This window comes from Nocardia sp. NBC_01503, from assembly GCF_036327755.1.
Taxonomy (GTDB): domain Bacteria; phylum Actinomycetota; class Actinomycetes; order Mycobacteriales; family Mycobacteriaceae; genus Nocardia.
The window spans coordinates 1,538,302-1,562,054 of the sequence record NZ_CP109596.1 but is presented as its reverse complement, the minus strand read 5'-3'; the positions used below and the strand labels follow the sequence as shown (position 1 = coordinate 1,562,054).

Below are 23,753 nucleotides of genomic sequence, written 5' to 3'. Positions count from 1 at the left end.
ACTTCAGGGCCGCGAACCCGCCCGGAGCGAAGCGGAGGGCAGAAAATACAGCCCCGATTTGGGCCTCACCTGGGGCTTGGCTACACTGGACCGGTTGCTTGCGGGAGCTATGCCCGCACTTCGGCCGCGAACCCACAGTGGTTGGTCTTCCAAGATCGGTTAACACCGCTGGCAGGCGCGCGTTTGAAGAGCGACTGACCATGCTCGTCGGGTCGGCAATCCGGCGCGCATTTCGTCCAGGTCTAGGAGGAGCTGAAGTGATTCAGCAGGAGTCGCGACTGCGCGTCGCCGACAACACGGGTGCCAAGGAAATCCTTTGCATCCGCGTGCTCGGTGGTTCGTCGCGTCGCTATGCCGGTATCGGCGACATCATCGTCGCCACCGTGAAGGATGCGATCCCCGGTGGCAACGTCAAGAAGGGCGAGGTCGTCAAGGCCGTCGTCGTTCGCACCACCAAGGAGCGCCGTCGCGCGGATGGCTCGTACATCCGTTTCGACGAGAACGCCGCTGTGCTGATCAAGGCGGACAACGATCCGCGCGGCACCCGCATCTTCGGCCCGGTCGGCCGCGAGCTGCGCGAGAAGCGCTTCATGAAGATCGTTTCGCTGGCCCCGGAGGTGCTCTGACCATGAAGGTGCACAAGGGCGATACCGTGATCGTCGTTTCCGGTAAGGACAAGGGCGCCAAGGGCAAGGTCATTCAGGCCTACCCGGCGACCGGCAAGGTCCTCGTCGAAGGCGTGAACCGGATCAAGAAGCACGTCGCGAACTCCGCGAACCAGCGTGGCGCCAGCTCGGGCGGCATCGTCACCCAGGAAGCGCCGATCCAGGCCTCCAACGTGATGGTTGTCGATTCCGACGGCAAGCCGACCCGCGTGGGCTACCGCACGGATGAGAACGGCAAGCGCGTTCGCATCTCCCGTCGCAACGGGAAGGACATCTGAGATGACTTCGACTGAGAACAAGGTGCAGCCGCGCCTCAAGGCGCGCTACCGCGCCGAGATCAAGGACGCGCTGCAGAGCGAGTTCAACTACGACAACGTGATGCAGATCCCGGGCGTCGTGAAGGTCGTCGTGAACATGGGTGTCGGCGACGCCGCCCGTGACGCGAAGCTGATCAACGGTGCGGTCGCCGACCTCACCCTGATCACCGGCCAGAAGCCCGAGATCCGCAAGGCCACCAAGTCCATCGCGCAGTTCAAGCTGCGTGAGGGCATGCCGATCGGCGCGAAGGTCACCCTTCGTGGCGACCGCATGTGGGAGTTCCTGGATCGCCTGATCTCCATCGCGCTGCCCCGTATCCGCGACTTCCGCGGCCTGTCGCCGAAGCAGTTCGACGGCAACGGCAACTACACCTTCGGCCTCTCGGAGCAGTCGATGTTCCATGAGATCGACGTGGACCGGATCGACCGTCCGCGTGGTATGGACATCACCGTGGTGACCACCGCGACCAATAACGAAGAGGGTCGCGCTCTGCTCAAGCACCTCGGCTTCCCGTTCAAGGAGAACTGAGAATGGCCAAGAAAGCCCTTGTAAACAAGGCCAACGCCAAGCCGAAGTTCGCGGTGCGCGGCTACACCCGCTGCCAGCGCTGCGGCCGCCCGCACGCCGTCTACCGCAAGTTCGGCCTCTGCCGTATCTGCCTGCGCGAGATGGCCCACCGCGGCGAACTCCCGGGCGTGCACAAGTCGTCCTGGTGACGTAGCACTACCGAACTCGAAGGCCCCCACCGAGATTCCCTCTCGGTGGGGGCCTTTGTGCTTAGCCCCGGTTCAGCCCTGCTACGAAAGCACTCGTAAGCGCTGGCCGAAGAGTGCTTCAGGTCAACTCGGGCGTCCGGGGCAGTTGATCGCCCGCTCAGCTATCCGTTGCGCCGATAGAGTGATAGAGAAGGTGATAGAGAAAGTGCTAGAGCGATAGAGAAGGTGAGCACAGGGGAACGGTGGATACTGCAGCGATCGTCTCAAGGATGCGCAGGATAGGTGCTGACCTGGCGGAAGTTGAAGTGAAGGCTGCCGGTGGAGGGTTCCCGAAGTCTGTCGCGGAGACACTCAGCGCCTTCTCGAATGGTAGCGGGGGTGTGTTGCTACTTGGTCTATCAGAGCATGACGGGTTCGCTCCCGCTCCTGGGTTTGACGCCAAGGCTGTGCGAGATGCCTTGGCAGTTGTTTGTGCCGATCTAATGGATCCGCCGCTGCGGATTGACATCGACATCCAAGAATTCGAGGATGCGTTGATTGTCGTTGCGGAAGTTCCCGAGTTGGATCCTATTGATAAGCCTTGTTTCGTGAAGGCTCGGGGGCAGTATCAGGGATCCTTCGTCCGCGGCGGAGATGGCGATCGTCGGCTTACTCACTATGAGGTTAGTCAGCTACTTTCGAACCGCACACAGCCAGCATATGATCTTGAGCCAGTCAGAGGCGCAACGCGAATCGATTTGGATGATGAACTCGTACGTGGTTTGGTGAATAGGGCGAGGCAGCGGCAACCTCGGGCCTTCGCTAAGTTGTCGGACGATCAAGCGCTTGTCAGGCTGAACGTGTTGACCGAAGACGATGGCACTCTGCGTCCCACTCTTGGTGGTCTCATCGCGCTGGGGAGCTATCCGCAGCAGTTCTTTCCTCAATTGTTTATCTCGGTAGTTGTGTTACCTGGTACTGAGATGGGTGATCAATCGGTAAGCGGCGTTCGTTTTCTGGACAACGTAACCGCCGACGGACCTATATCGGTGATGCTGGCTGAAGCATCAGCCGCGTTGCAGCGCAACATGCGGAGGGCTGCTGTAATCGATGGCCTATTTCGAGAAGATCGATACGAATATCCACTAGAGGTTATTCGCGAACTTCTTGTAAACGCCCTCATGCACCGCGACTACAGCCCTGGGGTGCGAGGAACCCAGGTCCAGGTAGAGTTGTACAGAGATCGACTGGTCGTCAAAAGTCCCGGCGGACTTTACGGGAATGTTGTTGCTCCGCTGCTTGGAACCAGCATGCAGGTGTCGTCATCCCGGAACGCGGCTTTGGCGCGACTCCTCTCAGATCTTCCTGGCGATTCGACTGGATATCACGCCGTTAGTGAGAACCGTGGGTCAGGCCTACCGAGCGTAATGACCGCGCTTCGGCGAGTTGGTATGAGCCCTGCTGCGTTTGATGTTACCCCCGGGCACGTGCACGTAACTGTTCCGCAATCGGCGTTACTTGGCATGGAGGTTGTGGAGTGGATTGGAACACTTGGTCAGCAGGGGCTGACCAACCCGCAGCATCTTGCGTTGGCAATGATGCGTAGTACCGGACGGGTCACCAATGCAATGCTTCAAGCTTGGGGTGTCGATCGCACTTCAGCGGGGGCCGCACTCAAAGATCTCGTAGATCGAGGGCTCGCGGTAGTGACTGGTGGTAGGCGTTATGCTAGCTATCAATTGACATTTCCGTTCGACGAAGAGGCGTTCTATCTTGATTCGGCATCTGAGTTGGCAAGTGTGGCTGAAGGGTCGGGAATTGACGCAGATCTGGATGCGATAGTTCAGGCGATTGCGGCCGGTCATGATTCGACGAAGTCGCTAGAAGCAATTCTTGGTATGAACTATCAGGCAGTTTTGCGGCGACTGAATAAGCTGATTGATAGGGGCGCAATTGAACGGTTGTATCCTCGCAACGATCGGCGTCAGCGATACCGGCTGATCCCTCCGGGCGAATAAGCTGCGTGAGGGCATGCCGATCGGCGCGAAGGTCACCCTTCGTGGCGACCGCATGTGGGAGTTCCTGGATCGCCTGATCTCCATCGCGCTGCCCCGTATCCGCGACTTCCGCGGCCTGTCGCCGAAGCAGTTCGACGGCAACGGCAACTACACCTTCGGCCTCTCGGAGCAGTCGATGTTCCATGAGATCGACGTGGACCGGATCGACCGTCCGCGTGGTATGGACATCACCGTGGTGACCACCGCGACCAATAACGAAGAGGGTCGCGCTCTGCTCAAGCACCTCGGCTTCCCGTTCAAGGAGAACTGAGAATGGCCAAGAAAGCCCTTGTAAACAAGGCCAACGCCAAGCCGAAGTTCGCGGTGCGCGGCTACACCCGCTGCCAGCGCTGCGGCCGCCCGCACGCCGTCTACCGCAAGTTCGGCCTCTGCCGTATCTGCCTGCGCGAGATGGCCCACCGCGGCGAACTCCCGGGCGTGCACAAGTCGTCCTGGTGACGTAGCACTACCGAACTCGTTGAGCCCCTCCCGATTCCGATCGGGAGGGGCTTTTCGCGTGCCCGGGGTGTCCCTCAGCGTCGGGGAAGTCGGCTCTGCAAGTCCGCGAAGGTGATCGCGAGATTCACCGGATCGGTGAGAACCAGCGCGTCGGTATGCGTGTGCCGAGTAACGTAGCGCCGCCCCGACCAGTCGAGCCGGCACTCCTCGATCTCGGTGATCTGCTGCCAGCCCTTGTCGAAGTGCACGATCAGATAAACCGGAATCCCTTCGCGCGCATACAGTTCCCGCTTCACCCCGATATCGGTGTCGACAGTGTCCTCCGAGGTCGCCTCGACCACCAGCAGAATCTGCCGCGCGACCCGCTGAACGTCATACGGACCGTCACTACAGTCGCGCATCATCAGATCCGGATACCGAACCCGCAGCCGCCGGTTCTTCTCCCCGGATTCGGCATCCGCCAACCGCACCGGCGTGTCACTGTGTACCTCGCGGCACGGCCCTCGAGGGTCGACGGCATATTCCAACGCCGTCGCCAACCGCCGAATAACCAGATCATGTTCCGGCGACTGCGGTTTGGCGGTGATCAACACACTGTCGTTGATCTCCGCGAACGCACCGGGAGGCCCTGCCAAGAACTCCTCCAGCGATACGAGGCGAGGAGACTCGTCCTGCGGTCTCGGCATGCCGTTCACCCTACTCACAGCACCGATCGGTCGGTGCGCTGTCCGATCACTGCGGGAGTCATGATGTCCGATACCACGCAGAACGACGACGCCGCAGAAGACTCGAACCGGCTCACGCGAGCCAAGGCGCTGGACGAACTGGCCGAAATGGGTCAGCGCGGCGACTTCGATCTCTTGCTGGATAAGCGTTGTTACCGGCCATGATCCGGCCATCAGCTCTCCAGTTGGTCTAGGTCGGGTTGGTTCGCTAGCGTGGCGGTTCATCGGATAAGTGGAGGGGATTCCGGATGCGTTGGGCTGTTGCGGTTTCGGCTGTGCTGTTGGCGTTGTTCACGAGTGGGTGTGGGTTGATCGGCGGGGGTGCTTCGTCGATGTCGCAGGGGGATTGTTTGAAGAAGTCGGGGGATGACAGCTTCGACAAGGTGGGGTGTGATGCGTCGGAGGCTGGGTTCGTGGTGCTCGACCGCGCGGGGAGCGGTAAGGCGCATGACAAGTGTGTGGATGTCGCGGGGACCGAGTACGTGTACTACGACAAGGGGGATGGGGCGATTTGTGTGGGGATCAAGGGTGCTGACGTCGCGCACGCCGTGAACACCGCCCAGAAGGGGGAGTGTGTCACCGATACCAGCGTCAATGATGTGAAGAAGGCGGACTGTGGGGACCCCACTGCCGTTTATCGCGTCCTGGCCCGGCTCGACACGACCAGCTTCATGTCGGACTCGAAGTGCAGCAGTGTGGCTGGTACGCAAACCAGCTACAGCTATGTGCTGAAGGCCAAGGAGGGTATCGGATCCATCGGTAGCGGCGTCGTATTCTGTTTGATCGCAAAGGATTCCGACCCCACCCGCACGGTCGACAACGCCAAGGTCGGTGACTGTCTGAAGAAGTCGGGTCAGAACGAAGTGGTCGTCACCCCCTGCTCCAGCCCGGACGCCGACTACAAGATCCTGAGCTCCCAAATCAACGAATCCTTCTGCGAGAACGTCCGCGGCTCCAACGCCACCTACACCTACAGCCGCCCCGGCGATCTCCCCAAAGCCCTCTGCCTCGGCTCCGTCCGTTGATCCGCCGCCTGGCGATCGCGGCCCTGCCCCTGCTGGTCCTCACCGCGTGCGGGGATGGCGGGGGATCGGCTCAGCCGACCGGGTTTTGGTTCACCGCACCACAGAACGATGAGCAACGGCTCGAGGTGCTGCATAGGGCTCGCGGTATCGATCCGTGCGCACTGCTATCGCGCGCCGAGTTGGGCAAGCTCGGCGCGGTGCGTTCGGTGATGAACGATCAGCCCGATTCGTGTAAGGCGGAGACCGGCCCGGCGGAGTCGTACAAGGGCATCGATGTGAGTTGGGCGGTGGTCGTGGCCACCGTGCAGAAGGGTGCCAAGAGCATCGACAAGACGATCGACGGTACGCGAGTATCGCTCGCGGGCAATCGCGAGAATCTCTCGGCCGAGCAGTTCGGACAGCTCGTCGAGCGAAGTTGCACGGCCACAGCGCAATTCCCATCCGGCGCCGCGCTGATGATGTTCATCGACTCGCCATTGGGTACCGAACCCTGCGACCTCGGCGAGCAATTGCTGCACACCGCCATCGCCGAATGGGTGAAAGAACCCCCGCGCGGCACCTCACCCGATTCTGCACGCACGGTCCTGACCGCCGCCGACCCCTGCGACGTTCTGCCCAAACTGGGCGTAACCGTGAATCCCGCCGATCGCCGCATGCGCACCTGCGACTTCACTTACCGCGGCGACGAGATTTCGATCGCCTACGGTTACGAGAAACAAGAGTCCATCCTCGGTTCGCGCCCCGACGACCAGCCCGCCGACCCTATCGACGGCCACATCGTCTATCGAGATACCGACAGCGCCAACGACTTCCACTTCTATACCGCAGTCCTCGGCCAGCCGATCAACCCCTCGACCCCGGATCCCGCCCTAGGTGCGCTCGTCCCCACCGTCAGCGTCACCGGCAAGAACGACGAAGTCCTGACCGACGTCATGCGCCAGATCCTGCTCCTCTTCCCCGCACAATGACGCCCCAGCGCAACACCTGACAACCTGGACGTGCGATCACCAGGAGATGAGGGTTGGTTTGTGTGGCGTATCGCCGCCCCCATGTCCTGGTGATCGATTGTCCAGTGCCGCATGTGCTCTGGGGTTTGTGTCGGTGGGTCTGGTTACGATCGCAGGGCCGGACCGGGGGGTTCGGGAACTGCGTTGAAGGGAATGTATATGTGGGGCAAGGGGATTCGGGCGGGTGTTGTGGGTGTGGTCGGTGCGGCGGCGGTCGCTGGGAGTGTTGGGTTTCCCGCGGTGGCGGGTGCTGAGTATCCGAAGGGCGGGACGTTCGCGTGTGATCGGGTCGAGGCGACGGGGGAGCGCCAGTTGGAGGGGTACGGGTGTATCGCGTCGCCGGGGTTTCCGTCGCAGGGGCCGGTGGACAAGTTCTATGTGCAGTTGAAGCAGGATCGGGGGAGCTTTTGGTACTGCGTGGCGGGTATCGCGACGATCGGTATGCGCGCCGCACCGGGCGATCTGGTCGCTGATGGGTGCAGCCCTCAGTAGGTTGCCGGGCTGGGCGGTGGGTTGGGGCGCTCGGGGTTGAGCTGTAGGAGTTGGGTGCGGGCGCTGCAGTTGTCGGGGGTGTGGCCTTTGCCTGGTGTGCAGGTCGCGTGGCGGTGCAGTAGGGCTCTGATCTCCAGTGGGGTGAGGGGGCGCGGGGTGGGGATTCGGTAGTGGGAGACGGTTGAGTACATGGCTTCACCTGGCGCGATGTCGGCCGTGGAGGCGGTGCCGGTTGTGTAAGGGGACTCGAGGGAGGTGGTGGCCGCCCGCGACGAGGGGGGATTCACTCGGCGCGGGCGGCGTCCAGGGGTGGGTGGGGTCGGAGATCCCCCAGTGGATGGCTGCCACCAGCAGGAGGCAGGAGAGCGCTATCAGGATCAAAGAGCCTGTATCCGACGACATTTCAACCATCTCCTGTTCGATGGTGTTCGGGGAGAATCGATTTGGGCGATGGATGCGCGCTGTCCTCGCTCGGTGATATGCCAAGTAGACACCCGCAGACATTCTGCGAAAACAGTTATGGCTGAGATTTCCTGAAATACGATTGAAGTCCGCGGCGGACATGTCCGTGGAGGTCGATCCCCAACTAGCGAGGCTAACGAAATGGCTGGATCAACAGTCTCTCGCATGGATTTCGGGAACTACATGCGAGAGCTCAGAGTGCGTTCGAAAAAGAGCACGCTGTCAGCGTCGTTGCATCTGGAGATATCTCGCCAGACGCTCATGCGTCTCGAGGAAGGCTCGCCTACCAAGCTCACTACACCGCAACTTCGGATACTTTTCGACTTCTATGGTGCGGACGCTGATACGCAACGAGAGGCGCTGTCGCTCTGGAGTGAGGTCAAAGAACAGGATAAAACGGCCAGGGCGCAAGGTAACTCGAAGGGCTACTGGCAGGCGTATGCCGATCAGTTGGATGCCCACTTCCCGAGATACCTGCGCTTGGAGTCGGCCGCAGAGCGGATCACCAGTCACCAATTGGTGCTGGTACCAGGTCTGCTACAGACCGTCGACTATCGGCGCGCGATAGCCAAGATCGACAATCCGGACCTGAGTGTCCTAAATACCGAGCGACGAATCGAGTTGTCCCTGCATCGGCAGGCCAGGTTGGAAGACGCCGACTTCCAAATGGACTTCCTGCTGTCAGAGGCGGTCTTACGGCATCAGCCAGGCGGCCCGGCCGTCATGGCGGCACAGATGCGGTGGCTCGCAGAGCTCAGTGAGCGGACCAATGTGAGTATTCGGTTGATCCCGTTCTCTACGGGTTCGCACCGTGGGCTGAAGATCCAATCCTTCACCATGTTGCAATTCCCGCGCGGCACAAGCGGATTGGTCGTTCCGGCCGTGGTCTATCTCGAGGGTGCAATCGGCGCGCTCTATCACGAACGCCAAGACATCGTGGACCGCTATCGAGAGGCGATCTTGGCGCTGGAAGCGGTAGCGTTGAGTCAGCAAGAGACCAGAGACATGATGGTCCGAGTTGCCAAGGAGTACACGGAATGACCGTTGACCTGTCAAACGCTAAATGGTTCAAGTCTTCCCGGTCCTCGACCGCCAGCGAGTGTGTGGAAGTCGCCTTCGTAGGTGCCACCGCAAGCCACGTCGGCGTCCGTGACTCCAAGGATCCGAGCGGCCCAGCGCTGATCTTCACCGCCAGTCAGTGGGACACCTTCCTCGCCAGTGGCATCTTGTAGTAGCGCGTCGGAGCAAACTCGGGGCGTACGCGGAGATCATCGCCGATACTTTGGCTATGACTCAGCCGTGTGGATCTTTTTCGGACGGGAGCTCGGGGCCTGCGGTAGCGGGGCAGGTCGCGGGGGGTGTGGACGCCGGGGTGCGGCGGACGGGCGTGGTCGTGGTGGGGGCGGGGATTGCGGGATTGGCTGCCGCGCAAGCTCTTCGCAAACTCGGGTACGAGGTGGTGGTGCTGGAGGCCAGAGATCGGGTCGGCGGGCGGATCTGGACCGATGCGGACGGGGTGGATCTGGGGGCGCATTGGATTCATGGGACCGAGGGGAATCCGCTCACCGAATTGGTTGAGGGGCTGGGGATTCCGTACAGCTATGTGGGTGGGGACAGCTCCTATACGGGCGGATTCGACAGTCTGACCCTGTTCGGCCCGGACGGGCAGATCACCACCAGCACGGTGAAGAACCGCACCCTGGAGCTCGCCGATCAGGTGCTGCACGAACTGGAGCAGCGCGCCGAGCTCGCCCGCCGCCGCGGCCATCCGGATATGTCACTGGCCGGGGTCATCGACGAGATCCTCGCCGCGGCCGGGCACAGCCGTGACGACGAACAGGCCATCCGCTATCACCTCAATGTGATCCTGCGCGAGGATGTCGCCGAGGATCCCGACCTGCTGTCGTTCAAATACTGGGAGGACGGCTACCGCGTCTACGGATACGGCGACAGCATCCTGCACGGCGGATATCAGGCGGTGATCGCGTCCCTGGCGGCGGACGCGGATATCGAACTCGAATCACCGGTGCGCCGAATCATTCAGGGTGACAACGGTGTTCGCGTCACCACCGACACCGGCGGGTGGGACGCCGACAAGGTCCTGGTGACCGTTCCGCTCGGCGTCCTCAAAGCCGGCGACCTGCTCTTCGATCCTCCGTTGCCCGCGCGCAAACGACACGCCCTGGACCGGCTGGGCTTCGGAACCCTCAACAAGATCGCCCTGCACTACGCCGAAAGATTCTGGCCCGCAGAGCAATACGTCTACGGCTACCTGTGCCGCGAGACCGAGCGGTACCCCACCGTGGTCATCAGCATGTGGAAGTCGCACGGCAAACCGATCCTGGTCCTGCTGCTCGGCGCATCACTCGGCCGAACCATGGAATCCTGGTCGGACGAGCAGGTCCACGACTATGCGACCACGGTCGTCAGCGACATCTTCGGTGCGGAAACCCCTGCACCCCATCGTATTTCGCGTACAGCCTGGTCCGCGGACCCGTACTCCCGCGGCTCCTACGCCTGTATCGGCGTCAACGCCTCCCCGCGCGATCTCGACACCCTCGCCGAGCCGGTCGCCGACCGCCTCTACTTCGCGGGCGAGGCCACCAACAGCTACCACTGGGGCTGCGTGCACAGCGCCTACGAATCGGGCCTGCGCGAAGCCGCCCGCATAGCCGGTGACCCTTCCCTCTACGCCCCGCCCAGCACCGAAACCGCCCGCCGCCACCGCCGCGATATCGAACGCATGAAGCGTTTCGCCCGCATGCGCATCGGCCACCTGAGCCTCGACCACCTCCGCGAACGAGTCGCCTGCCTGAACGAGGGCGTAGACCCCTTCGGCGTCCGCCTCTTCGCCCCACTGGTAGACGGCGACCTGGAAACCCTCGCCTCGATGTTCGACGAAATCACCTACGCCCCAGGCGATCTCATCTGCCGCGAGGAAGATCCGGCCCACGGCGTCTACGTAATCGCCGACGGCGAAGTGCTGGTCGATTTCGGCGGCGTCTACGAACCCGCCCTCATGTCCACCGGCGCGGTCCTGGGCAGCCACGACATCTTCTACGACGCTCGCACCACCACGGTCACCGCCGAATCCGCCGTCCGCCTCTTCTACCTCGACCACTACCGCTACAAGACATTCCTCTACGCATTCCCCGACGTCATGATGACAATGCTCGCCGACCTGGTCTCCCGCTGGGAACAACTCGAGGACGTCCTCGACGCCGCTACTCTCGAAGGTGCCCGCCGGCTCCTGCAACCCCGCGGACAGTCGTGAGCAGTCCCACAGCACCCCCGATTTGGCGGCTGAGCAGGGGTTGCCTACACTAGACCGGTTGCCTGGGCACATCTATGTCCGCACCTCGTTGTGCGGCGTTGCCCGATAGGCGATAGCGAATCATCCGGTCGGGCACTCCCGGCTGGACCGAACCGAATTGTCGTAGGCCCACGACCGCCCGTGTGACGGTGCTGAATGGGAACCGCGGCGAGAAGGGTAGCGGTCACTCATGACCATGACTGATCCAATCGCAGACTTCTTGACCCGTCTGCGCAACGCCAACTCGGCGTACCACGATCAGGTGAAGGCCCCCCACTCCAAGATCAAGGTGAACATTGCCGAGATCCTGAAGCGTGAGGGTTACATCGCCGATTACCGCATCGAAGATGCCCCGGTTGGCAAGAACCTCGTCGTCGACCTCAAGTACGGCCCGAGCCGTGAGCGCAGCCTGCAGGGCGTGCGTCGCGTGTCGAAGCCGGGTCTGCGTGTGTACGCGAAGTCCACCAACCTGCCCAAGGTGCTTGGCGGCCTCGGCGTGGCGATCATCTCCACGTCCGCTGGTCTGCTCACGGACCGTCAGGCCAAGCAGCAGAGTGTAGGCGGGGAAGTCCTCGCCTACGTCTGGTAAGGGAGGTAGGAACAAATGTCGCGTATCGGTAAGAAGCCGATCCCGGTTCCCGCCGGTGTCGAGGTGACCATCGACGGCCAGAACGTTGCGGTGAAGGGTCCCAAGGGCACCCTGTCGCACGTGGTCGCCGAGCCGATCACCGTCACCAAGGCGGAGTCCGGTGAGCTCGAGGTCGTTCGTCCGAACGACGAGCGTCAGAACCGCTCGCTGCACGGCCTGACCCGCACCCTGATCAGCAACATGATCGTCGGTGTGACCGCAGGCTACGAGAAGAAGATGGAAATCTTCGGCGTCGGTTACCGCGTGCAGGCCAAGGGCTCGAACCTCGAGTTCGCCCTGGGCTACAGCCACCCGGTGCCGATCGAGGCGCCCGAAGGCATCACCTTCGCGGTGGAGGCCCCGACCAAGTTCTCGGTCTCCGGCATCGACAAGCAGAAGGTCGGCCAGATCGCAGCGGTTATTCACGGCCTGCGCAAGCCCGACCCGTACAAGGGCAAGGGCATCCGCTACGCCGGCGAGGTCGTTCGCCGCAAGGTCGGAAAGACGGGTAAGTAAGCCATGGCACAAACCGAAAAGCAGAAGGCCCGGCGTAAGCCGGTCGGCACGGACGTTTCGACCCGTCGCCGTCTGTCGAAGACGCGTCGCCACTTCCGTCTGCGCAAGAAGATCGAAGGCACCACCGTGCGTCCGCGCCTGGTGGTCAACCGCTCTGCGCGCCACATCCACGCTCAGCTGATCGACGATTCCGTGGGCAAGACCATTGCCTACGCGTCGACCATCGAGGCCGATGTGCGTGCCGTCGAGGGTGACAAGTCCGCCAAGGGCGCGAAGGTCGGCGAGCTCATCGCCGCCCGCGCCAAGGCTGCCGGTATCGAGGCGGTCGTGTTCGACCGTGGTGGTCACGACTACCACGGCCGTATCGCGGCGCTTGCCGATGCCGCCCGTGAAGGTGGGCTGAAGTTCTGATGATCAACACTGTGCACATTGCAGGCACCGCCTGCGTGAACGGAAGGAACGTCTGATGCCGGGACGTCAGCGGCGTGACGGCGGAAACAACGGTCCCGCCGGTAACAATGGCCCCAACGCTGGTGGCAACGATCGTGATGGCGGCCGTGGCCGCGGTCGCGGCGATCGTCGCGATCAGCAGCAGGCCGAGAAGAGCAATCAGCTCGAGCGCGTAGTCGCGATCAACCGCGTCTCCAAGGTCGTGAAGGGTGGTCGTCGCTTCAGCTTCACCGCCCTCGTGATCGTCGGTGACGGCAACGGTCTGGTCGGCGTCGGCTACGGCAAGGCCAAGGAAGTTCCCGCGGCCATCCAGAAGGGTGTCGAGGAGGCTCGTAAGAGCTTCTTCCGCGTTCCGATGATCGGCTCCACCATCACTCACCCCGTTCAGGGTGAGGCGGCGGCCGGTGTCGTCATGCTGCGTCCGGCGTCGCCCGGTACCGGTGTGATCGCCGGTGGCGCGGCTCGTGCCGTGCTGGAGTGCGCTGGCATCCACGACATTCTGGCGAAGTCGCTGGGTAGCGATAACGCCATCAACGTTGTGCACGCCACCGTTGCTGCTCTCAAGATGCTGCAGCGCCCCGAAGAGGTTGCCGCTCGCCGCGGTCTGCCGATCGAGGACGTGGCACCTGCGGGCATGCTGCGTGCGCGTGCGGGACAGGGAGTCTGACATGGCAGATCTCAAAGTGACCCAGACCAAGAGCTCCATTGGCGCCCTGCGTAACCAGCGCGAGTCGCTGCGGACCCTCGGCCTGCGTGGCATTCGCCAGACTGTCGTCCGTGAGGACAACGCGCAGAACCGCGGTCTGATCAACGTCGTGCGCCACCTCGTTCAGGTTGAGGAGGTTTAAGCATGACCATCAAGTTGCACCACCTGCGTCCTGCCCCGGGTGCCAAGACCGAGAAGACCCGTGTGGGTCGCGGTGAGGGTTCCAAGGGTAAGACCGCGGGCCGCGGTACCAAGGGTACGAAGGCTCGCAAGAATGTTCCGGTCCGCTTCGAGGGCGGGCAGATGCCGATCCACATGCGTCTGCCGAAGCTGAAGGGGTTCAAGAACCCGTTCCGCACCGAATACCAGGTCGTGAATGTCGCTGACATCGCGCGGGTGTTCCCCGAGGGTGGCACCATCGGCAAGTCCGAGCTGGTCGCTCGCGGCCTCGTTCGCAAGAACGAGCTCGTGAAGGTCCTCGGCGAGGGCGAAATCGGTGTGGCCGTTCAGGTCTCGGCCGATAAGTTCTCCACCTCCGCCACGGATAAGATCACCGCGGCCGGCGGCACCACCACCGTTCTGGCCTGACCGTTTCGAGCGACCCGCAAGGGTCCGCTACGGGCGCGGTAGCCTGAATAACACAGAGACACCGGACGAGTCGCGAGCTCGTCCGGTGTCACTGTTAGAGTTCAAGTGTTGTCTGCCAACACCGTCATGGGGATTCGGCGTTTCCGTCGTTGTAGCCATGGCCTGACCTATGTCGTTCGCCAGGAGGATCTGTGCTTTCCGCCTTCGTGTCGGCTTTCCGGACCCCGGACTTACGGCGGAAGATTCTCTTCACGCTGGGACTGATAGCCCTCTACCGACTGGGCGCCTCGCTGCCCTCGCCGGGTGTCAGTTACAAGAACGTCCAAGACTGTGTGGCGCTGGTCAACGGCGGGGATTCCGCCGGCATCTATCAGCTCATCAATCTCTTCTCCGGCGGCGCGCTGCTTCAACTCTCGGTGTTCGCGATCGGCATCATGCCGTACATCACGGCGAGCATCATCATCCAGCTGTTGACCGTGGTGATTCCTCGTTTCGAGGAACTCCGAAAAGAAGGTCAGTCGGGTCAGAACAAAATGACCCAATACACCCGTTATCTCGCTGTGGCGCTGGCGATTTTGCAGTCGACCGGTCTGGTCGCGCTCGCCTCGCGCGGACAGCTGCTGCGCGGGTGCCCCAAAGACATCCTCGATGACACCTCCGTCTTCGGCATGATCATCATCGTGCTGGTCATGACCGCGGGTGCGTCGCTGGTCATGTGGTTCGGCGAGCAGATCACCGAGCGCGGTGTCGGTAACGGCATGTCGCTGTTGATCTTCGCCGGTATCGCGGCTCGTATCCCCTCCGAGGGCAAGACGATCTACGACAGCCGTGGCTGGGGTGTGACCGCGATGGTCGCCGCCGCCGCGCTGGTCGTCATCGTCGGCGTGATCTTCGTGGAGCAGGGTCAGCGCCGGATTCCGGTGCAGTACGCCAAGCGCGTGGTCGGCCGCAAGATGTACGGCGGATCCTCGACCTACCTACCCTTGAAGGTGAATCAGGCGGGCGTCATCCCCGTCATCTTCGCCTCCTCGCTGCTGTATCTGCCGAACCTGTTGGCGCAGTTGACCCAGAAGACCACGGGCGAGCCGGCCAAGTGGCAGGAGCTCATCCAGAAGTATCTGGTCAATCCGAGCAACCCGGTCTACGTCGGGATCTACTTCGCGCTGATCGTGTTCTTCACCTACTTCTATGTCGCGATCACCTTCAATCCGGAGGAGCGCGCGGACGAGATGAAGAAGTTCGGCGGCTTCATTCCGGGGTATCGCCCGGGTAAGCCGACGGCCGACTATCTGAACTACGTTCTCAGCCGCATCACGCTGCCCGGCTCGATCTACCTGGGCGCGGTCGCGGTGCTTCCGAACCTGCTGCTGGGTCTGGGCACGAACAGTGGTGTGCAGAACCTGCCGTTCGGTGGTACCGCGGTGCTGATCATTGTGAGCGTGGGCCTCGATACGGTGAAACAGATCGAGAGCCAGTTGATGAATCGAAATTACGAAGGGTTCCTCAAGTGAGAGTTGTTCTGCTCGGGCCGCCGGGTGCAGGCAAAGGCACTCAGGCCGTGCTGCTGTCGGAGAAGCTGGGTGTACCGCACATCTCCACGGGTGACCTGTTCCGCGCGAACATCAGCCAGCAGACCGCGCTGGGCCTGGAAGCCAAGAAGTTCATGGACGCGGGCGATCTCGTGCCCAGCACGGTGACCAACCGCATGGTCGAGGCGCGCATCGCCGAGCCGGACGCGACCAATGGTTTCGTGCTGGACGGTTACCCGCGCACCGTGGACCAGGCCGACGCGCTGGAGAAGATGCTCAAGGAGTCGGGCCATGAGCTCGACGCCGTACTGTGCTTCGTGGTCGCCGAGGACGTCGTGGTGGAGCGCATGCTGGCCCGTGGCCGCGGCGACGACACCGAGGAGACCATCCGTAACCGTATGCGTGTCTACCGTGAGGAGACCGAACCGTTGCTGGATCACTATGACGGCCTGGTTGTCTCGGTCGAGGGTATCGGCGAGATCGAAGACGTGAACGCGCGAGCGCTCGCGGCGCTGGGTCGCTGAATGGTCTTCGGCCGCAAGAACAAGAAGGTGGTGCCGTTCCGCACCGCCGGTGAACTGGACGCCATGGCGGCGGCCGGCGCTATCGTCGGCCGTGCCCTGGTGGCGGTGCGCAATGCTGCCAAGCCCGGGGTCTCGACCCTGGAGTTGGACGAGGTCGCCGAACAGCTCATCCGCGAGTCCGGGGCGATCCCTTCGTTCAAGGGCTATCACGGGTTCCCGGGGTCGATCTGCTCCTCGGTGAACGATCGTGTCGTGCACGGCATCCCGTCCAAGGACGATGTGCTGGCCGAGGGCGATCTGGTGTCGATCGACTGCGGTGCGATTCTCGAAGGCTGGCACGGTGATTCGGCCTGGACCTTCGGCGTCGGCAATATCATCGAGGCCGATCGTCTGCTGAGTGAGGCGACCCGCCTGTCCATGGAGGCCGGTATCGCCGCCATGGTCGACGGCGCCCGCCTGACCGATATCTCCCACGCCATCGAGCTGGGAACGTATGCGGCACAGGATCTGCACGGCCGTAAGTACGGCATCGTCGACGGCTACGGCGGTCACGCCATCGGCCGTGAGATGCATATGGACCCGTTCCTGCCGAACGAGGGCGCACCCGGTAAGGGCCCGCGTCTGGTGGTCGGTTCGGTCCTGGCCATCGAACCGATGCTGACCCTCGGCACCACCGAGACCAAGACGCTCGAGGACGACTGGACGGTCGTCACCACGGACGGCACCCGTGCCGCCCATTGGGAGCACACGGTCGCGGTCACCGAGGACGGCCCGCGCATCCTGACCCTGCGTCCGGAGTAGTTCTTCCCACCCGCTTTGCTACCGGGGTAGCATGGCGGGTATGAAGCTGAGTGTGAGTCTGTCCGAGGATGATGTGGCGGCTCTTGACGACGAGGTATGCCGTTCGGGCCTGCCCGGTCGTTCGGCGGCCATCGCCAAGGCCATCGCGCTGCTTCGCTCCAGCGCGCTCGAAGATGCCTATGAGCAGGCGTGGGATGAATGGGAATCGACGGGGGAAGAAGCTGTCTGGGCCGCTGCGTCCGATGACGGTCAATCCTGATGCGCCGGGGCGATATCGTCTTGGTCGACCTGGACCCGGTCCGAGGTAACGAGACCTCCAAGTCGCGTCCCGCAGTCATCGTGAGCAATGACGGAGCCAACCGAAAAGCCGACCAGCTCGGCCGTGGTGTGATCACGATCGTCCCGATTACATCCAACACTGAGCGGGTGTTCCCATTTCAAGTGTTACTGGAGGATGTACCCGGCCTGCGCGTGGTATCCAAAGCTCAGGCTGAACAGGTCCGTTCCGTATCGGTGGAGCGGGTAGGACCCGCGCTCGGCCGTCTGCCCGTCTCGTTGATCGCGGAACTGGATCGCGCTCTACGCCTTCACTTGAGTTTGTAGTTCCGTTCAGCCTTCGAGCAGCAAGGTGACGGGACCGTCGTTGACCAGTTCGACGTGCATATGCGCCCCGAACTGTCCGGTGGCCACGGTGGCTCCCAGTTCGCGCAGGGTGGCGGCGAAGTTATCGACGAGGGGTTCGGCGACGGGTCCGGGCGCGGAGGCATTCCAGGACGGCCGTCGCCCCTTGGCGGTATTGGCGTAGAGCGTGAACTGACTGATCACCAGAATCGGTGCGCCCAAATCGGCGGCCGACCGCTCGCCATCCAGGATGCGAAGCCGGAACAGCTTGTCCGCCAGAGCTTTCGCGGTCGCCTCGGTATCGCCGTGGGTGACCCCGACCAGCGCCACCAATCCATGCGGCGCGTCATGCGCGCCCGGATCGATCCGGCCGACCACCTCCCCGTCCACCGTGACCTGCGCCGAACTCACCCGCTGCACCAGTACCCGCACGGTGTCAGATCCTCCCAGATCGCTCGGCGACCGCCCTTTCCCATGCCCCGATTTCTGGTGGCAAGGCCCGCGAATCTGATCTCCTCCGGTACCGATTTGCCGTGTGGGAGGGTTTAATCGGATGACTGGAGGTCCTTTCGGACGGCGAATTTCCTTGTGCGCCACCGAGAGTTAACGGACATAGGTTGTGCTGGCAGGCACAGCTGAAATGGGCGGAGCACAGTAGATACCGATGGCACCTGACAACAAGACACCAGTGTGGGGCTCGGGGTTGAACACACAGGTCGATGGGAAGACCTTGCAGTTCGATCCGTCGGCGGCGACTACTGGCATGAATGCCGCGGGCGACCTCCTGCGTGCGATGCGTGGCTATAAGTCGGCCGTGGATCAGCTCGGGCTGAATCACCTGCCCGCGATCAGCTTTCTGCCGTCGGGAAAGGCATTGGCAGAGGGGCTGAGTCGCCGCGGGACCGAATTGCAGACTGCCTTCGACACTCATATCGACATCCTCACGGCCATGGTGGAGACGTTCCGTGCGGCGGGCCAGGCTTATAAGAACACGGACGGCCTCTCCGCCGAGCAGTTGGACAAAGCGACGAGCAGTATCAACAAGCTGGGTGACTACAAGATCCCCGACGGGGAGATCAGTGCGGGTTTCAAGACGGAGCCGTACCGGATCGGTCTACTCGAGCAGCTTCCCGATCATGATTTCCCGGGCGATCTGAAGAAGTATCGTGACGCCCACAAGGATGCGAAGGACGCCGGAAACTTCCTGGACAATGTCTTCATCAGGTGGGAGAGCGGGCAGAACCAGCAGTGGGAAGATCTCATCCGGCTGCATAACGAGCTCAACGGTGACCCCTACTACCTGGCCGGGCAGGACTGGAAGACGCTGGCCGACAAGGTGAATACGAGCATCGGGGATTTCGGGACCAAGATCGAAGGGCTCAGCAACAGCTGGCATGGCGCCGGCGCCAGTGGCGCCCGTGAGGCCGTCCGTCGTTATGCGCGGGACGCGCAGCCGATGCTCGACACCATGAAGTTGATGAGCGAGCTGCTCGACTTCACCGGTCGCTGGGTCACGTGGACCAAGGGGTGCATGCCGGCGCATAAAGAGGACAAGGCGTGCACGGACGACCTGGGGAATTACCGCAGGTACTTCGATCGTGACTATGTCGGCAACGGCAAGGACACCCAGTCGGTGATGCCGGTAATGCCGCAGCCGACCGTGGACAAGCCGGAACCGGTGAAGCCGCCCGAGAAGCCCGATACGCCGGAGAAGCCGAAGCCGAAGGACGGCGACGACGGTAAGGGCGGCGGGAAGGCCGACACCGGCGGTGGCGGCGGCGGTGGCGGTGGCGGGAAATCCGATGCGGGCGGCGGAGGCAACCAGAAGGCTGCCCAGGACGCCAAGGACGCCGCCGATAAGAAGGCCGCTCAGGACGCGAAGGACGCGGCCGATCGCAAGGCCGCTCAGGACGCCAAGGACGCAGCGGAAAACAAGGCCGCTCAGGACGCGAAGGACGCCGCGGATAACAAGGCCGCTCAGGACGCCAGGGACGCCGCGGCCAAGAAGGCCGCCGAGGACGCGAAGAACGCCCAGAACGGGGCGGGCTCGAATAATGGCTCCGGCCCGGGCGGCGTGCCCTCGACCGGTGGTACCACCAGCCCCGCGTCCAATTCGTCGAGCAGCGGTCAGGGGCTCTCGCAGCTGTCGAGTCTGCTGAGCAGCCTGGCTCAGGCGGGAACGACTGCGGCGCAGTCATTGCCGTCATTGCTCACCGCCATCGATTCGGCGCTGAACACCGGGGACAACGCGAAGCTGGCCCAATTGCTGGGTGTATCGGAGGACAAGATCACCGCGGCCATGTCGCAGATTCAGAACCAGCCGGACAAGCTGGCCGAACTGTCACAGCTGCTCGGTCTGACGAACGGGACCACCACGGATCCGGTGGTGCCCGCCGCCGGATTGCCGGGCGAAGTCGCACCGTCCGGCGCTGCCGTGGTGACGCCCGCGGCGGCCGCGGTGACGACAACTCCGGCGGGTGGGCTGACCAACCTGTTCCCCCGAGCGGGTTTGGATCTGGGAGTCACCCAGCCGGTATTCGGTGTGACAGCGGATCTTTCGGATAACCCCATGATCAGTGGGGTCACCGCGGGCGCGGACCATGAACCGCCGCCGGTGGACTTCCTCGGGGTGCTCGCCCAGGTCGGCGAGCCGCATGAGGTGAATCCGGTGGTCGAAACGTGAAGTGGGACTTCACCGACGACGAATTCAAGGTGCTGTGCAACCGTTTCCTGGACGGGTGGATGCCGGTGCCTCTGGCATATACCAGCCGTACGCCCACCCTCGATGAATACGAGCGCGAGCTCTCCGATGTGGAGGCCGGGCTCCGGGATCGACTGGATACCGGCCTCGGCTCGCTGTTCGAGGTGATTCAGCATCCCGAGGTGTTCATCATCTCGGGGACCTGGTGTGACAGCGACACCGAGAATCCGCAGAAGCGAATTCGGGTGCATGGTGCGCGCCGGGGCTGGCGAGCCGTCATGATCACCCAGCAGCCGGGTGAAACCGTCTACCACAGTGGCGGATTCACCCTGACCGAGTGCGAGCCCGAGGCCCTGCCCGCGCTGATGGTCGAGCAGTTGCCCGCCGCCGAGGCGGCGGGCGGGCCACCGCTGCCGATCCTGTTCGAGCCCCCGGAGCGCGATCCCTACGAGGTCAGGCAGTCGCTGGCGTTCGACTCCTTCGACGATACGGCTGAAATCCGAAGCCGGGCCTTCTGGGCCAAGCCGGCCGACTGGACCGGTTTCATTCGGGTGCTGCAGGGCCGTTCCATCTATGGTCCGCGTGGCGTCATGGAGACGACCATGCTGTGGCGTGATCTGCCGGGTGACGGTCGCTATCTCATCGAGTTGGACGAGCCCGAGGTCCGTGCGGTGGGCGCCGATCCGGCGCGGCTGGTCCAGCGCATCGGACAGCGCGTGGACCGGGTGCTGCGGCATATGGAAGAGCGTGGCGAGCAGCGGGTTTGACCGGCGGGGTGGAGTGCGGTGTTCGCACTCCGCCCGAATCGGCACTCGCCGTTAATATTCCGTCAACTGATCGGTCGCTCTGGCCTGTAAGGGTTGGAACCCCTGCGGTTCTCGCCCTAGCGACGGAGATGCATCGTGAACGACCGGTTGCAGTCCTACAAGGACCTGTTGCGCACCGCCTCGAACAAGACCGGTGCGGTGCGTGACGGTATCGACACGATTATCGACACGCTGATCACCACCACCAACGGGCGCGGCGAGCCGTGGGGGAACGACACCATGGGCAAGGGGTTCGCCGATGGTGACAACGGCTATGTGAAGAGCAGCGGCAACATCATCGATGGTGCGCGGAACATGTCGGGCACGTTCGCCAACTTCTCCAAGGGGCAGAAGGATGCCCTGGAGTTGTTAACCCGTATGGATGACGGCAACGGCGATCAGTTCAAGTGAGACTGAGCCGATGAACAATAACGAGCGCGCGCGGAACGATCTCTCGGACATTCTGGAGGGCTTCGCCGACCAGATGCGCACCATCACCCAATTGCAGCGTGAGCGTGCGGCTTTGACCGCGACGGCCACGGTGCGGCAGAAGCGGGTGACGGTGACGGTGAATGCCGAGGGCACCGTGATCGAGACGAAGTTCAGCGCCGATATCGAGGATCTGGACTATCCGGAGATCGCGAAGGCGGTCACCGAGGCGGCGCAGCAGGCGGCGGCCGAGGTGGCCCGGCGCGGCCGGGAGGTGCTGGCTCCGGTGTCGCAGAACCGGAATCGGCTGCCGAAGCTGGCGGATCTGGTGCCGGGTATGCCCGATCTGAGCCGGGAACTGCGGGTTCCCGAGCCGCCGGTGGTGTCGACCGCGCCGCCGAAGTCGCCGGAACGTACTGCGGCACAGCCGATTCCCGAGCCGGATCCGGCCGCGGCCCCGCGTCGCGGTGCGGCCACCGACTCCGGCTGGTAGCGGGGCAATTGGGGTGAACCTCCGCACATGATGGAACTGCCCGGATCGCTGGAATGGCTGGGCTGGCTCGTCGGGATGGAATGGCCCGAGGGGAACGAAGACCAGATGCGCGCGCTGGCACAGGACTGGCGCACAGCCGGCGATGAGCTGCGCCACATGGTCTCTTCCATCGATGACGCCAAATACGCGACACTGGCGGCATATACGGACGGTAAGGGCATCGAGGAGATGTCCCGGGCCTTCGATTCGCTCAGCGGTAAGGGCGGGGACAAAGAGGCCACCTCGCTGCCGGATCTGGCGAAGTACTTCGATCAGATCGGCGAGTCGGCCGAAGGTGTCGGCACCGAGATCGAATACACCAAGCTGATGTTCTACTCATCACTGGTGCTGTTGGCCGGTGAGATCGCCGCCGCCTGGCTGTTTCCGCCGACCGCACCGGCGGCCGAGGCGTTGGCGACCGCGTTGACACGGGTCGCGGTGCGAATCATCGGGCGCGAGGCACTGGACGCGATTCTGGCCCGGGTGGCGCGGATGGCCGGTGCGTCGCTGGTGAAGTTCTTCCTCAAGCATGCCGCCATCGATACCGCGCTGGGTACGTTGCAGGAGCTCGGTATTCAGGAATGGCAGGTGATCGAGGGGCACCGCAAGGACATCAACTGGACGCAGGCGGGTGTCACCCTGGTCAGCTCGGCGGCCGGCGGTATGGCGGCCGGGCCGCTCGGTGAATGGGCGGGAAACAAGCTCAGCCATGCCGGGGTGAATCACCTTGTGGCCGCCCGGATTACCGGTATGGGGGCTGGAATCGTCGGTGCCGGAGCGGGTTTCGTCGCCGCGACCGGAACGCAGTTCGTCGCCGATGTCATGCAGCACGGCTGGGACAAGGCCGTGGAGAACCTGGCCAATACCCAGTTCGATCCGCGCATGCTCACCGCGGGTATCTCCAATGGTGCGATCTCGGGCGATATGCATGCCCGGGCGCATCACTTCTGGGATTCCAAGCTGGGCGGCAGTGGGCGCAATGTGCCGGGCATCGGCTTCCGCCCGCCGGAGTTCGACCCCGGCCACGCACCCGGTCCGCACAATGGCGACCTGCCCGGACTGAACGGCGACGGTACGCCTGGATATCAGCCGAATGGTAACGGACACAATGGAAATGGGTCCGGACCCGGTGCGGTGAACGGTGCCGGACCGGATGGCGTCCACGGCTCGGGAGAGCACGCGGCCAATGGTGCCGGACCGGCCGCGACGCAAGGCTCCGGACCGAATGTCGGCCATGGCGCGGATCCGAGCGGGAGTCATGACGGCAGTACCGTGCACCCCGCCGGTAGTCCCGGCTCCGGCGAGGACGCCAATCCCGGTGGTCACGCCAATGACAGCGCCGCCCCCGGGGATGACCGCGCCCAGCCGACCGTCGACCATCCGGGTGGAGTCGACAATCGCGCACCCGCGAACGAGAACAAGCCGACCGATGCGGCGCAGGACGGCGGGGGGTCGCACGGCAATTCTTCCCCGAACGGCGTGCAGAGTGGGCATGCTCCCGCTGAATCGCCCGGCAGTGCAGCACAATCCGCCGATCCCGGATCGCGTGCCGGAATTCCGCACGCCGCGGATGCGACGCCTGCCGCAGGCCCCGTCGCGACGAGCCCCGTCGCCTCGCCCGGCGGTGTCGCACCCGGCGGCACCGCGCCGGGCGGATCCCCGGGCAGCGCACCGTCGAGTAGTGCGGGCTCCGGCGGTGCTTCA

31 protein-coding genes and 1 pseudogene (1 of these 32 running past the window's edge) are annotated in these 23,753 nt (G+C 63.3%); 29 read left to right on the top strand and 3 right to left on the bottom strand.

All coding sequences use genetic code 11. The features are described from left to right. Positions 1–257: 257 nt before the first annotated feature. From rplN to OHB26_RS07125, 7 genes and pseudogenes are all read left to right on the top strand, one after another. Positions 258–626, top strand: a complete 369-nt coding sequence (gene rplN, locus OHB26_RS07155) for a 50S ribosomal protein L14 (protein WP_067574589.1) — start codon at positions 258–260, stop codon at positions 624–626. A gap of 2 nt (positions 627–628) precedes the next feature. Then, positions 629–943, top strand: coding sequence for a 50S ribosomal protein L24 (gene rplX / locus OHB26_RS07150; RefSeq protein ID WP_067574588.1), 315 nt, complete (start codon positions 629–631; stop codon positions 941–943). 1 nt (position 944) lies between these two features. After that, complete coding sequence (rplE, locus tag OHB26_RS07145) at positions 945–1,511, top strand: 50S ribosomal protein L5 (protein ID WP_067574587.1); 567 nt, start codon at positions 945–947, stop codon at positions 1,509–1,511. 2 nt (positions 1,512–1,513) lie between these two features. Continuing rightward, positions 1,514–1,699 (top strand): type Z 30S ribosomal protein S14, encoded by a 186-nt coding sequence (locus tag OHB26_RS07140; protein WP_067519449.1) that lies wholly within the window; start codon positions 1,514–1,516, stop codon positions 1,697–1,699. 242 nt (positions 1,700–1,941) lie between these two features. Beyond that, the gene (locus OHB26_RS07135) at positions 1,942–3,696 is read left to right on the top strand and encodes an ATP-binding protein (protein ID WP_330183427.1); all 1,755 of its coding nucleotides are present in this window, start codon (positions 1,942–1,944) and stop codon (positions 3,694–3,696) included. Then, positions 3,680–4,006: pseudogene (gene rpl5 / locus OHB26_RS07130) on the top strand (large ribosomal subunit protein uL5); the annotation flags it as partial. The gene OHB26_RS07135 and the pseudogene rpl5, both read left to right, overlap by 17 nt. A 2-nt stretch (positions 4,007–4,008) precedes the next feature. After that, positions 4,009–4,194, top strand: a complete 186-nt coding sequence (locus tag OHB26_RS07125) for a type Z 30S ribosomal protein S14 (protein ID WP_067519449.1) — start codon at positions 4,009–4,011, stop codon at positions 4,192–4,194. 74 nt (positions 4,195–4,268) lie between these two features. Here OHB26_RS07125 and OHB26_RS07120 read toward each other — a convergent pair whose 3' ends face one another. Beyond that, a complete protein-coding gene (locus tag OHB26_RS07120) occupies positions 4,269–4,880 on the bottom strand; it encodes a Uma2 family endonuclease (protein ID WP_330183426.1) in 612 nt (203 codons plus the stop codon). Between the two features lie 60 nt (positions 4,881–4,940). Here OHB26_RS07120 and OHB26_RS07115 point away from each other — a divergent pair, with 60 nt between their 5' ends. The 3 genes from OHB26_RS07115 (at position 4,941) to OHB26_RS07105 (ending at position 6,912) form a co-directional block, all read left to right on the top strand. Beyond that, entirely contained in the window at positions 4,941–5,084 is a 144-nt protein-coding gene (locus OHB26_RS07115; RefSeq protein WP_330183425.1) for a hypothetical protein, read from the top strand. A 167-nt stretch (positions 5,085–5,251) separates the two neighbouring features. Then, positions 5,252–5,944 (top strand): LppU/SCO3897 family protein, encoded by a 693-nt coding sequence (locus tag OHB26_RS07110; protein WP_330183424.1) that lies wholly within the window; start codon positions 5,252–5,254, stop codon positions 5,942–5,944. Continuing rightward, positions 5,941–6,912 (top strand): hypothetical protein, encoded by a 972-nt coding sequence (locus tag OHB26_RS07105; protein ID WP_330183423.1) that lies wholly within the window; start codon positions 5,941–5,943, stop codon positions 6,910–6,912. Before OHB26_RS07110 ends, OHB26_RS07105 begins: the two co-directional genes overlap by 4 nt. A 524-nt stretch (positions 6,913–7,436) precedes the next feature. On the opposite strand, the gene OHB26_RS07100 is transcribed toward OHB26_RS07105, so the two are convergent. Further along, a complete protein-coding gene (locus tag OHB26_RS07100; RefSeq protein WP_330183422.1) occupies positions 7,437–7,634 on the bottom strand; it encodes a hypothetical protein in 198 nt (65 codons plus the stop codon). A 436-nt stretch (positions 7,635–8,070) separates the two neighbouring features. Here OHB26_RS07100 and OHB26_RS07095 point away from each other — a divergent pair, with 436 nt between their 5' ends. The 14 genes from OHB26_RS07095 (at position 8,071) to OHB26_RS07030 (ending at position 17,563) form a co-directional block, all read left to right on the top strand. Then, on the top strand, positions 8,071–8,946 hold the full coding sequence (locus OHB26_RS07095; protein ID WP_330183421.1) for a helix-turn-helix domain-containing protein: 876 nt from the start codon (positions 8,071–8,073) through the stop codon (positions 8,944–8,946). Continuing rightward, complete coding sequence (locus OHB26_RS07090; protein WP_330183420.1) at positions 8,943–9,137, top strand: DUF397 domain-containing protein; 195 nt, start codon at positions 8,943–8,945, stop codon at positions 9,135–9,137. Before OHB26_RS07095 ends, OHB26_RS07090 begins: the two co-directional genes overlap by 4 nt. A gap of 140 nt (positions 9,138–9,277) precedes the next feature. Then, positions 9,278–11,179 (top strand): FAD-dependent oxidoreductase, encoded by a 1,902-nt coding sequence (locus OHB26_RS07085; protein WP_330183419.1) that lies wholly within the window; start codon positions 9,278–9,280, stop codon positions 11,177–11,179. Between the two features lie 229 nt (positions 11,180–11,408). Beyond that, entirely contained in the window at positions 11,409–11,807 is a 399-nt protein-coding gene (gene rpsH, locus OHB26_RS07080; RefSeq protein WP_067574581.1) for a 30S ribosomal protein S8, read from the top strand. 15 nt (positions 11,808–11,822) lie between these two features. Continuing rightward, positions 11,823–12,362, top strand: coding sequence for a 50S ribosomal protein L6 (rplF, locus tag OHB26_RS07075; RefSeq protein ID WP_330183418.1), 540 nt, complete (start codon positions 11,823–11,825; stop codon positions 12,360–12,362). A gap of 3 nt (positions 12,363–12,365) precedes the next feature. Beyond that, positions 12,366–12,773, top strand: coding sequence for a 50S ribosomal protein L18 (gene rplR / locus OHB26_RS07070; protein WP_330183417.1), 408 nt, complete (start codon positions 12,366–12,368; stop codon positions 12,771–12,773). Positions 12,774–12,828: 55 nt separating this feature from the next. Continuing rightward, complete coding sequence (gene rpsE / locus OHB26_RS07065) at positions 12,829–13,479, top strand: 30S ribosomal protein S5 (protein ID WP_330183416.1); 651 nt, start codon at positions 12,829–12,831, stop codon at positions 13,477–13,479. A gap of 1 nt (position 13,480) precedes the next feature. Continuing rightward, positions 13,481–13,660, top strand: a complete 180-nt coding sequence (gene rpmD / locus OHB26_RS07060; RefSeq protein WP_153809684.1) for a 50S ribosomal protein L30 — start codon at positions 13,481–13,483, stop codon at positions 13,658–13,660. A gap of 2 nt (positions 13,661–13,662) precedes the next feature. Continuing rightward, a complete protein-coding gene (gene rplO, locus OHB26_RS07055; protein ID WP_330183415.1) occupies positions 13,663–14,106 on the top strand; it encodes a 50S ribosomal protein L15 in 444 nt (147 codons plus the stop codon). Positions 14,107–14,297: 191 nt separating this feature from the next. Beyond that, on the top strand, positions 14,298–15,617 hold the full coding sequence (secY, locus tag OHB26_RS07050; RefSeq protein WP_330183414.1) for a preprotein translocase subunit SecY: 1,320 nt from the start codon (positions 14,298–14,300) through the stop codon (positions 15,615–15,617). After that, the gene (locus OHB26_RS07045; protein ID WP_067574575.1) at positions 15,614–16,159 is read left to right on the top strand and encodes an adenylate kinase; all 546 of its coding nucleotides are present in this window, start codon (positions 15,614–15,616) and stop codon (positions 16,157–16,159) included. The genes secY and OHB26_RS07045 overlap by 4 nt, the downstream gene beginning before the upstream one ends. After that, the gene (gene map, locus OHB26_RS07040) at positions 16,160–16,960 is read left to right on the top strand and encodes a type I methionyl aminopeptidase (RefSeq protein WP_330183413.1); all 801 of its coding nucleotides are present in this window, start codon (positions 16,160–16,162) and stop codon (positions 16,958–16,960) included. Between the two features lie 40 nt (positions 16,961–17,000). Then, the gene (locus tag OHB26_RS07035; RefSeq protein ID WP_330183412.1) at positions 17,001–17,219 is read left to right on the top strand and encodes a ribbon-helix-helix protein, CopG family; all 219 of its coding nucleotides are present in this window, start codon (positions 17,001–17,003) and stop codon (positions 17,217–17,219) included. Next, the gene (locus tag OHB26_RS07030; protein ID WP_330185528.1) at positions 17,216–17,563 is read left to right on the top strand and encodes a type II toxin-antitoxin system PemK/MazF family toxin; all 348 of its coding nucleotides are present in this window, start codon (positions 17,216–17,218) and stop codon (positions 17,561–17,563) included. Before OHB26_RS07035 ends, OHB26_RS07030 begins: the two co-directional genes overlap by 4 nt. Positions 17,564–17,569: 6 nt before the next feature. Here OHB26_RS07030 and dtd read toward each other — a convergent pair whose 3' ends face one another. Further along, positions 17,570–18,013 (bottom strand): D-aminoacyl-tRNA deacylase, encoded by a 444-nt coding sequence (dtd, locus tag OHB26_RS07025; protein ID WP_330183411.1) that lies wholly within the window; start codon positions 18,011–18,013, stop codon positions 17,570–17,572. A 232-nt stretch (positions 18,014–18,245) separates the two neighbouring features. On the opposite strand from dtd, the gene OHB26_RS07020 reads away from it, so the two are divergent. The 5 genes from OHB26_RS07020 to OHB26_RS07000 form a co-directional block, all read left to right on the top strand. After that, a complete protein-coding gene (locus tag OHB26_RS07020) occupies positions 18,246–20,264 on the top strand; it encodes a hypothetical protein (protein WP_330183410.1) in 2,019 nt (672 codons plus the stop codon). After that, positions 20,261–21,049: an ESX secretion-associated protein EspG gene (locus tag OHB26_RS07015; protein ID WP_330183409.1), complete on the top strand. Its 789-nt coding sequence runs from the start codon at positions 20,261–20,263 to the stop codon at positions 21,047–21,049. Before OHB26_RS07020 ends, OHB26_RS07015 begins: the two co-directional genes overlap by 4 nt. A gap of 135 nt (positions 21,050–21,184) precedes the next feature. Continuing rightward, the gene (locus tag OHB26_RS07010; RefSeq protein ID WP_330183408.1) at positions 21,185–21,499 is read left to right on the top strand and encodes a hypothetical protein; all 315 of its coding nucleotides are present in this window, start codon (positions 21,185–21,187) and stop codon (positions 21,497–21,499) included. Between the two features lie 10 nt (positions 21,500–21,509). After that, on the top strand, positions 21,510–22,010 hold the full coding sequence (locus OHB26_RS07005) for a YbaB/EbfC family nucleoid-associated protein (RefSeq protein ID WP_330183407.1): 501 nt from the start codon (positions 21,510–21,512) through the stop codon (positions 22,008–22,010). 27 nt (positions 22,011–22,037) lie between these two features. Continuing rightward, a protein-coding gene (locus OHB26_RS07000) for a WXG100-like domain-containing protein (RefSeq protein ID WP_330183406.1) crosses the window boundary here: on the top strand, positions 22,038–23,753 show its 5' end (the start). 25,914 nt of this gene lie beyond the right edge of the window; 1,716 of the gene's 27,630 nt are visible here — the first part of the coding sequence; its start codon is at positions 22,038–22,040; its stop codon lies beyond the right edge, outside the window.

Coding starts and splice junctions, on each gene's coding strand:
- rplX (WP_067574588.1), top strand. CDS start 629: ATGAAGGTGCACAAGGGCGATACCGTGATCGTCGTTTCCGGTAAGGAC.
- rplE (WP_067574587.1), top strand. CDS start 945: ATGACTTCGACTGAGAACAAGGTGCAGCCGCGCCTCAAGGCGCGCTAC.
- OHB26_RS07140 (WP_067519449.1), top strand. CDS start 1,514: ATGGCCAAGAAAGCCCTTGTAAACAAGGCCAACGCCAAGCCGAAGTTC.
- OHB26_RS07125 (WP_067519449.1), top strand. CDS start 4,009: ATGGCCAAGAAAGCCCTTGTAAACAAGGCCAACGCCAAGCCGAAGTTC.
- OHB26_RS07120 (WP_330183426.1), bottom strand. CDS start 4,880: ATGCCGAGACCGCAGGACGAGTCTCCTCGCCTCGTATCGCTGGAGGAG.
- OHB26_RS07115 (WP_330183425.1), top strand. CDS start 4,941: ATGATGTCCGATACCACGCAGAACGACGACGCCGCAGAAGACTCGAAC.
- OHB26_RS07110 (WP_330183424.1), top strand. CDS start 5,252: ATGTCGCAGGGGGATTGTTTGAAGAAGTCGGGGGATGACAGCTTCGAC.
- OHB26_RS07100 (WP_330183422.1), bottom strand. CDS start 7,634: ATGTACTCAACCGTCTCCCACTACCGAATCCCCACCCCGCGCCCCCTC.
- OHB26_RS07095 (WP_330183421.1), top strand. CDS start 8,071: ATGGATTTCGGGAACTACATGCGAGAGCTCAGAGTGCGTTCGAAAAAG.
- OHB26_RS07090 (WP_330183420.1), top strand. CDS start 8,943: ATGACCGTTGACCTGTCAAACGCTAAATGGTTCAAGTCTTCCCGGTCC.
- rpsH (WP_067574581.1), top strand. CDS start 11,409: ATGACCATGACTGATCCAATCGCAGACTTCTTGACCCGTCTGCGCAAC.
- rplF (WP_330183418.1), top strand. CDS start 11,823: ATGTCGCGTATCGGTAAGAAGCCGATCCCGGTTCCCGCCGGTGTCGAG.
- rplR (WP_330183417.1), top strand. CDS start 12,366: ATGGCACAAACCGAAAAGCAGAAGGCCCGGCGTAAGCCGGTCGGCACG.
- rpsE (WP_330183416.1), top strand. CDS start 12,829: ATGCCGGGACGTCAGCGGCGTGACGGCGGAAACAACGGTCCCGCCGGT.
- rpmD (WP_153809684.1), top strand. CDS start 13,481: ATGGCAGATCTCAAAGTGACCCAGACCAAGAGCTCCATTGGCGCCCTG.
- rplO (WP_330183415.1), top strand. CDS start 13,663: ATGACCATCAAGTTGCACCACCTGCGTCCTGCCCCGGGTGCCAAGACC.
- map (WP_330183413.1), top strand. CDS start 16,160: ATGGTCTTCGGCCGCAAGAACAAGAAGGTGGTGCCGTTCCGCACCGCC.
- OHB26_RS07035 (WP_330183412.1), top strand. CDS start 17,001: ATGAAGCTGAGTGTGAGTCTGTCCGAGGATGATGTGGCGGCTCTTGAC.
- OHB26_RS07020 (WP_330183410.1), top strand. CDS start 18,246: ATGGCACCTGACAACAAGACACCAGTGTGGGGCTCGGGGTTGAACACA.
- OHB26_RS07005 (WP_330183407.1), top strand. CDS start 21,510: ATGAACAATAACGAGCGCGCGCGGAACGATCTCTCGGACATTCTGGAG.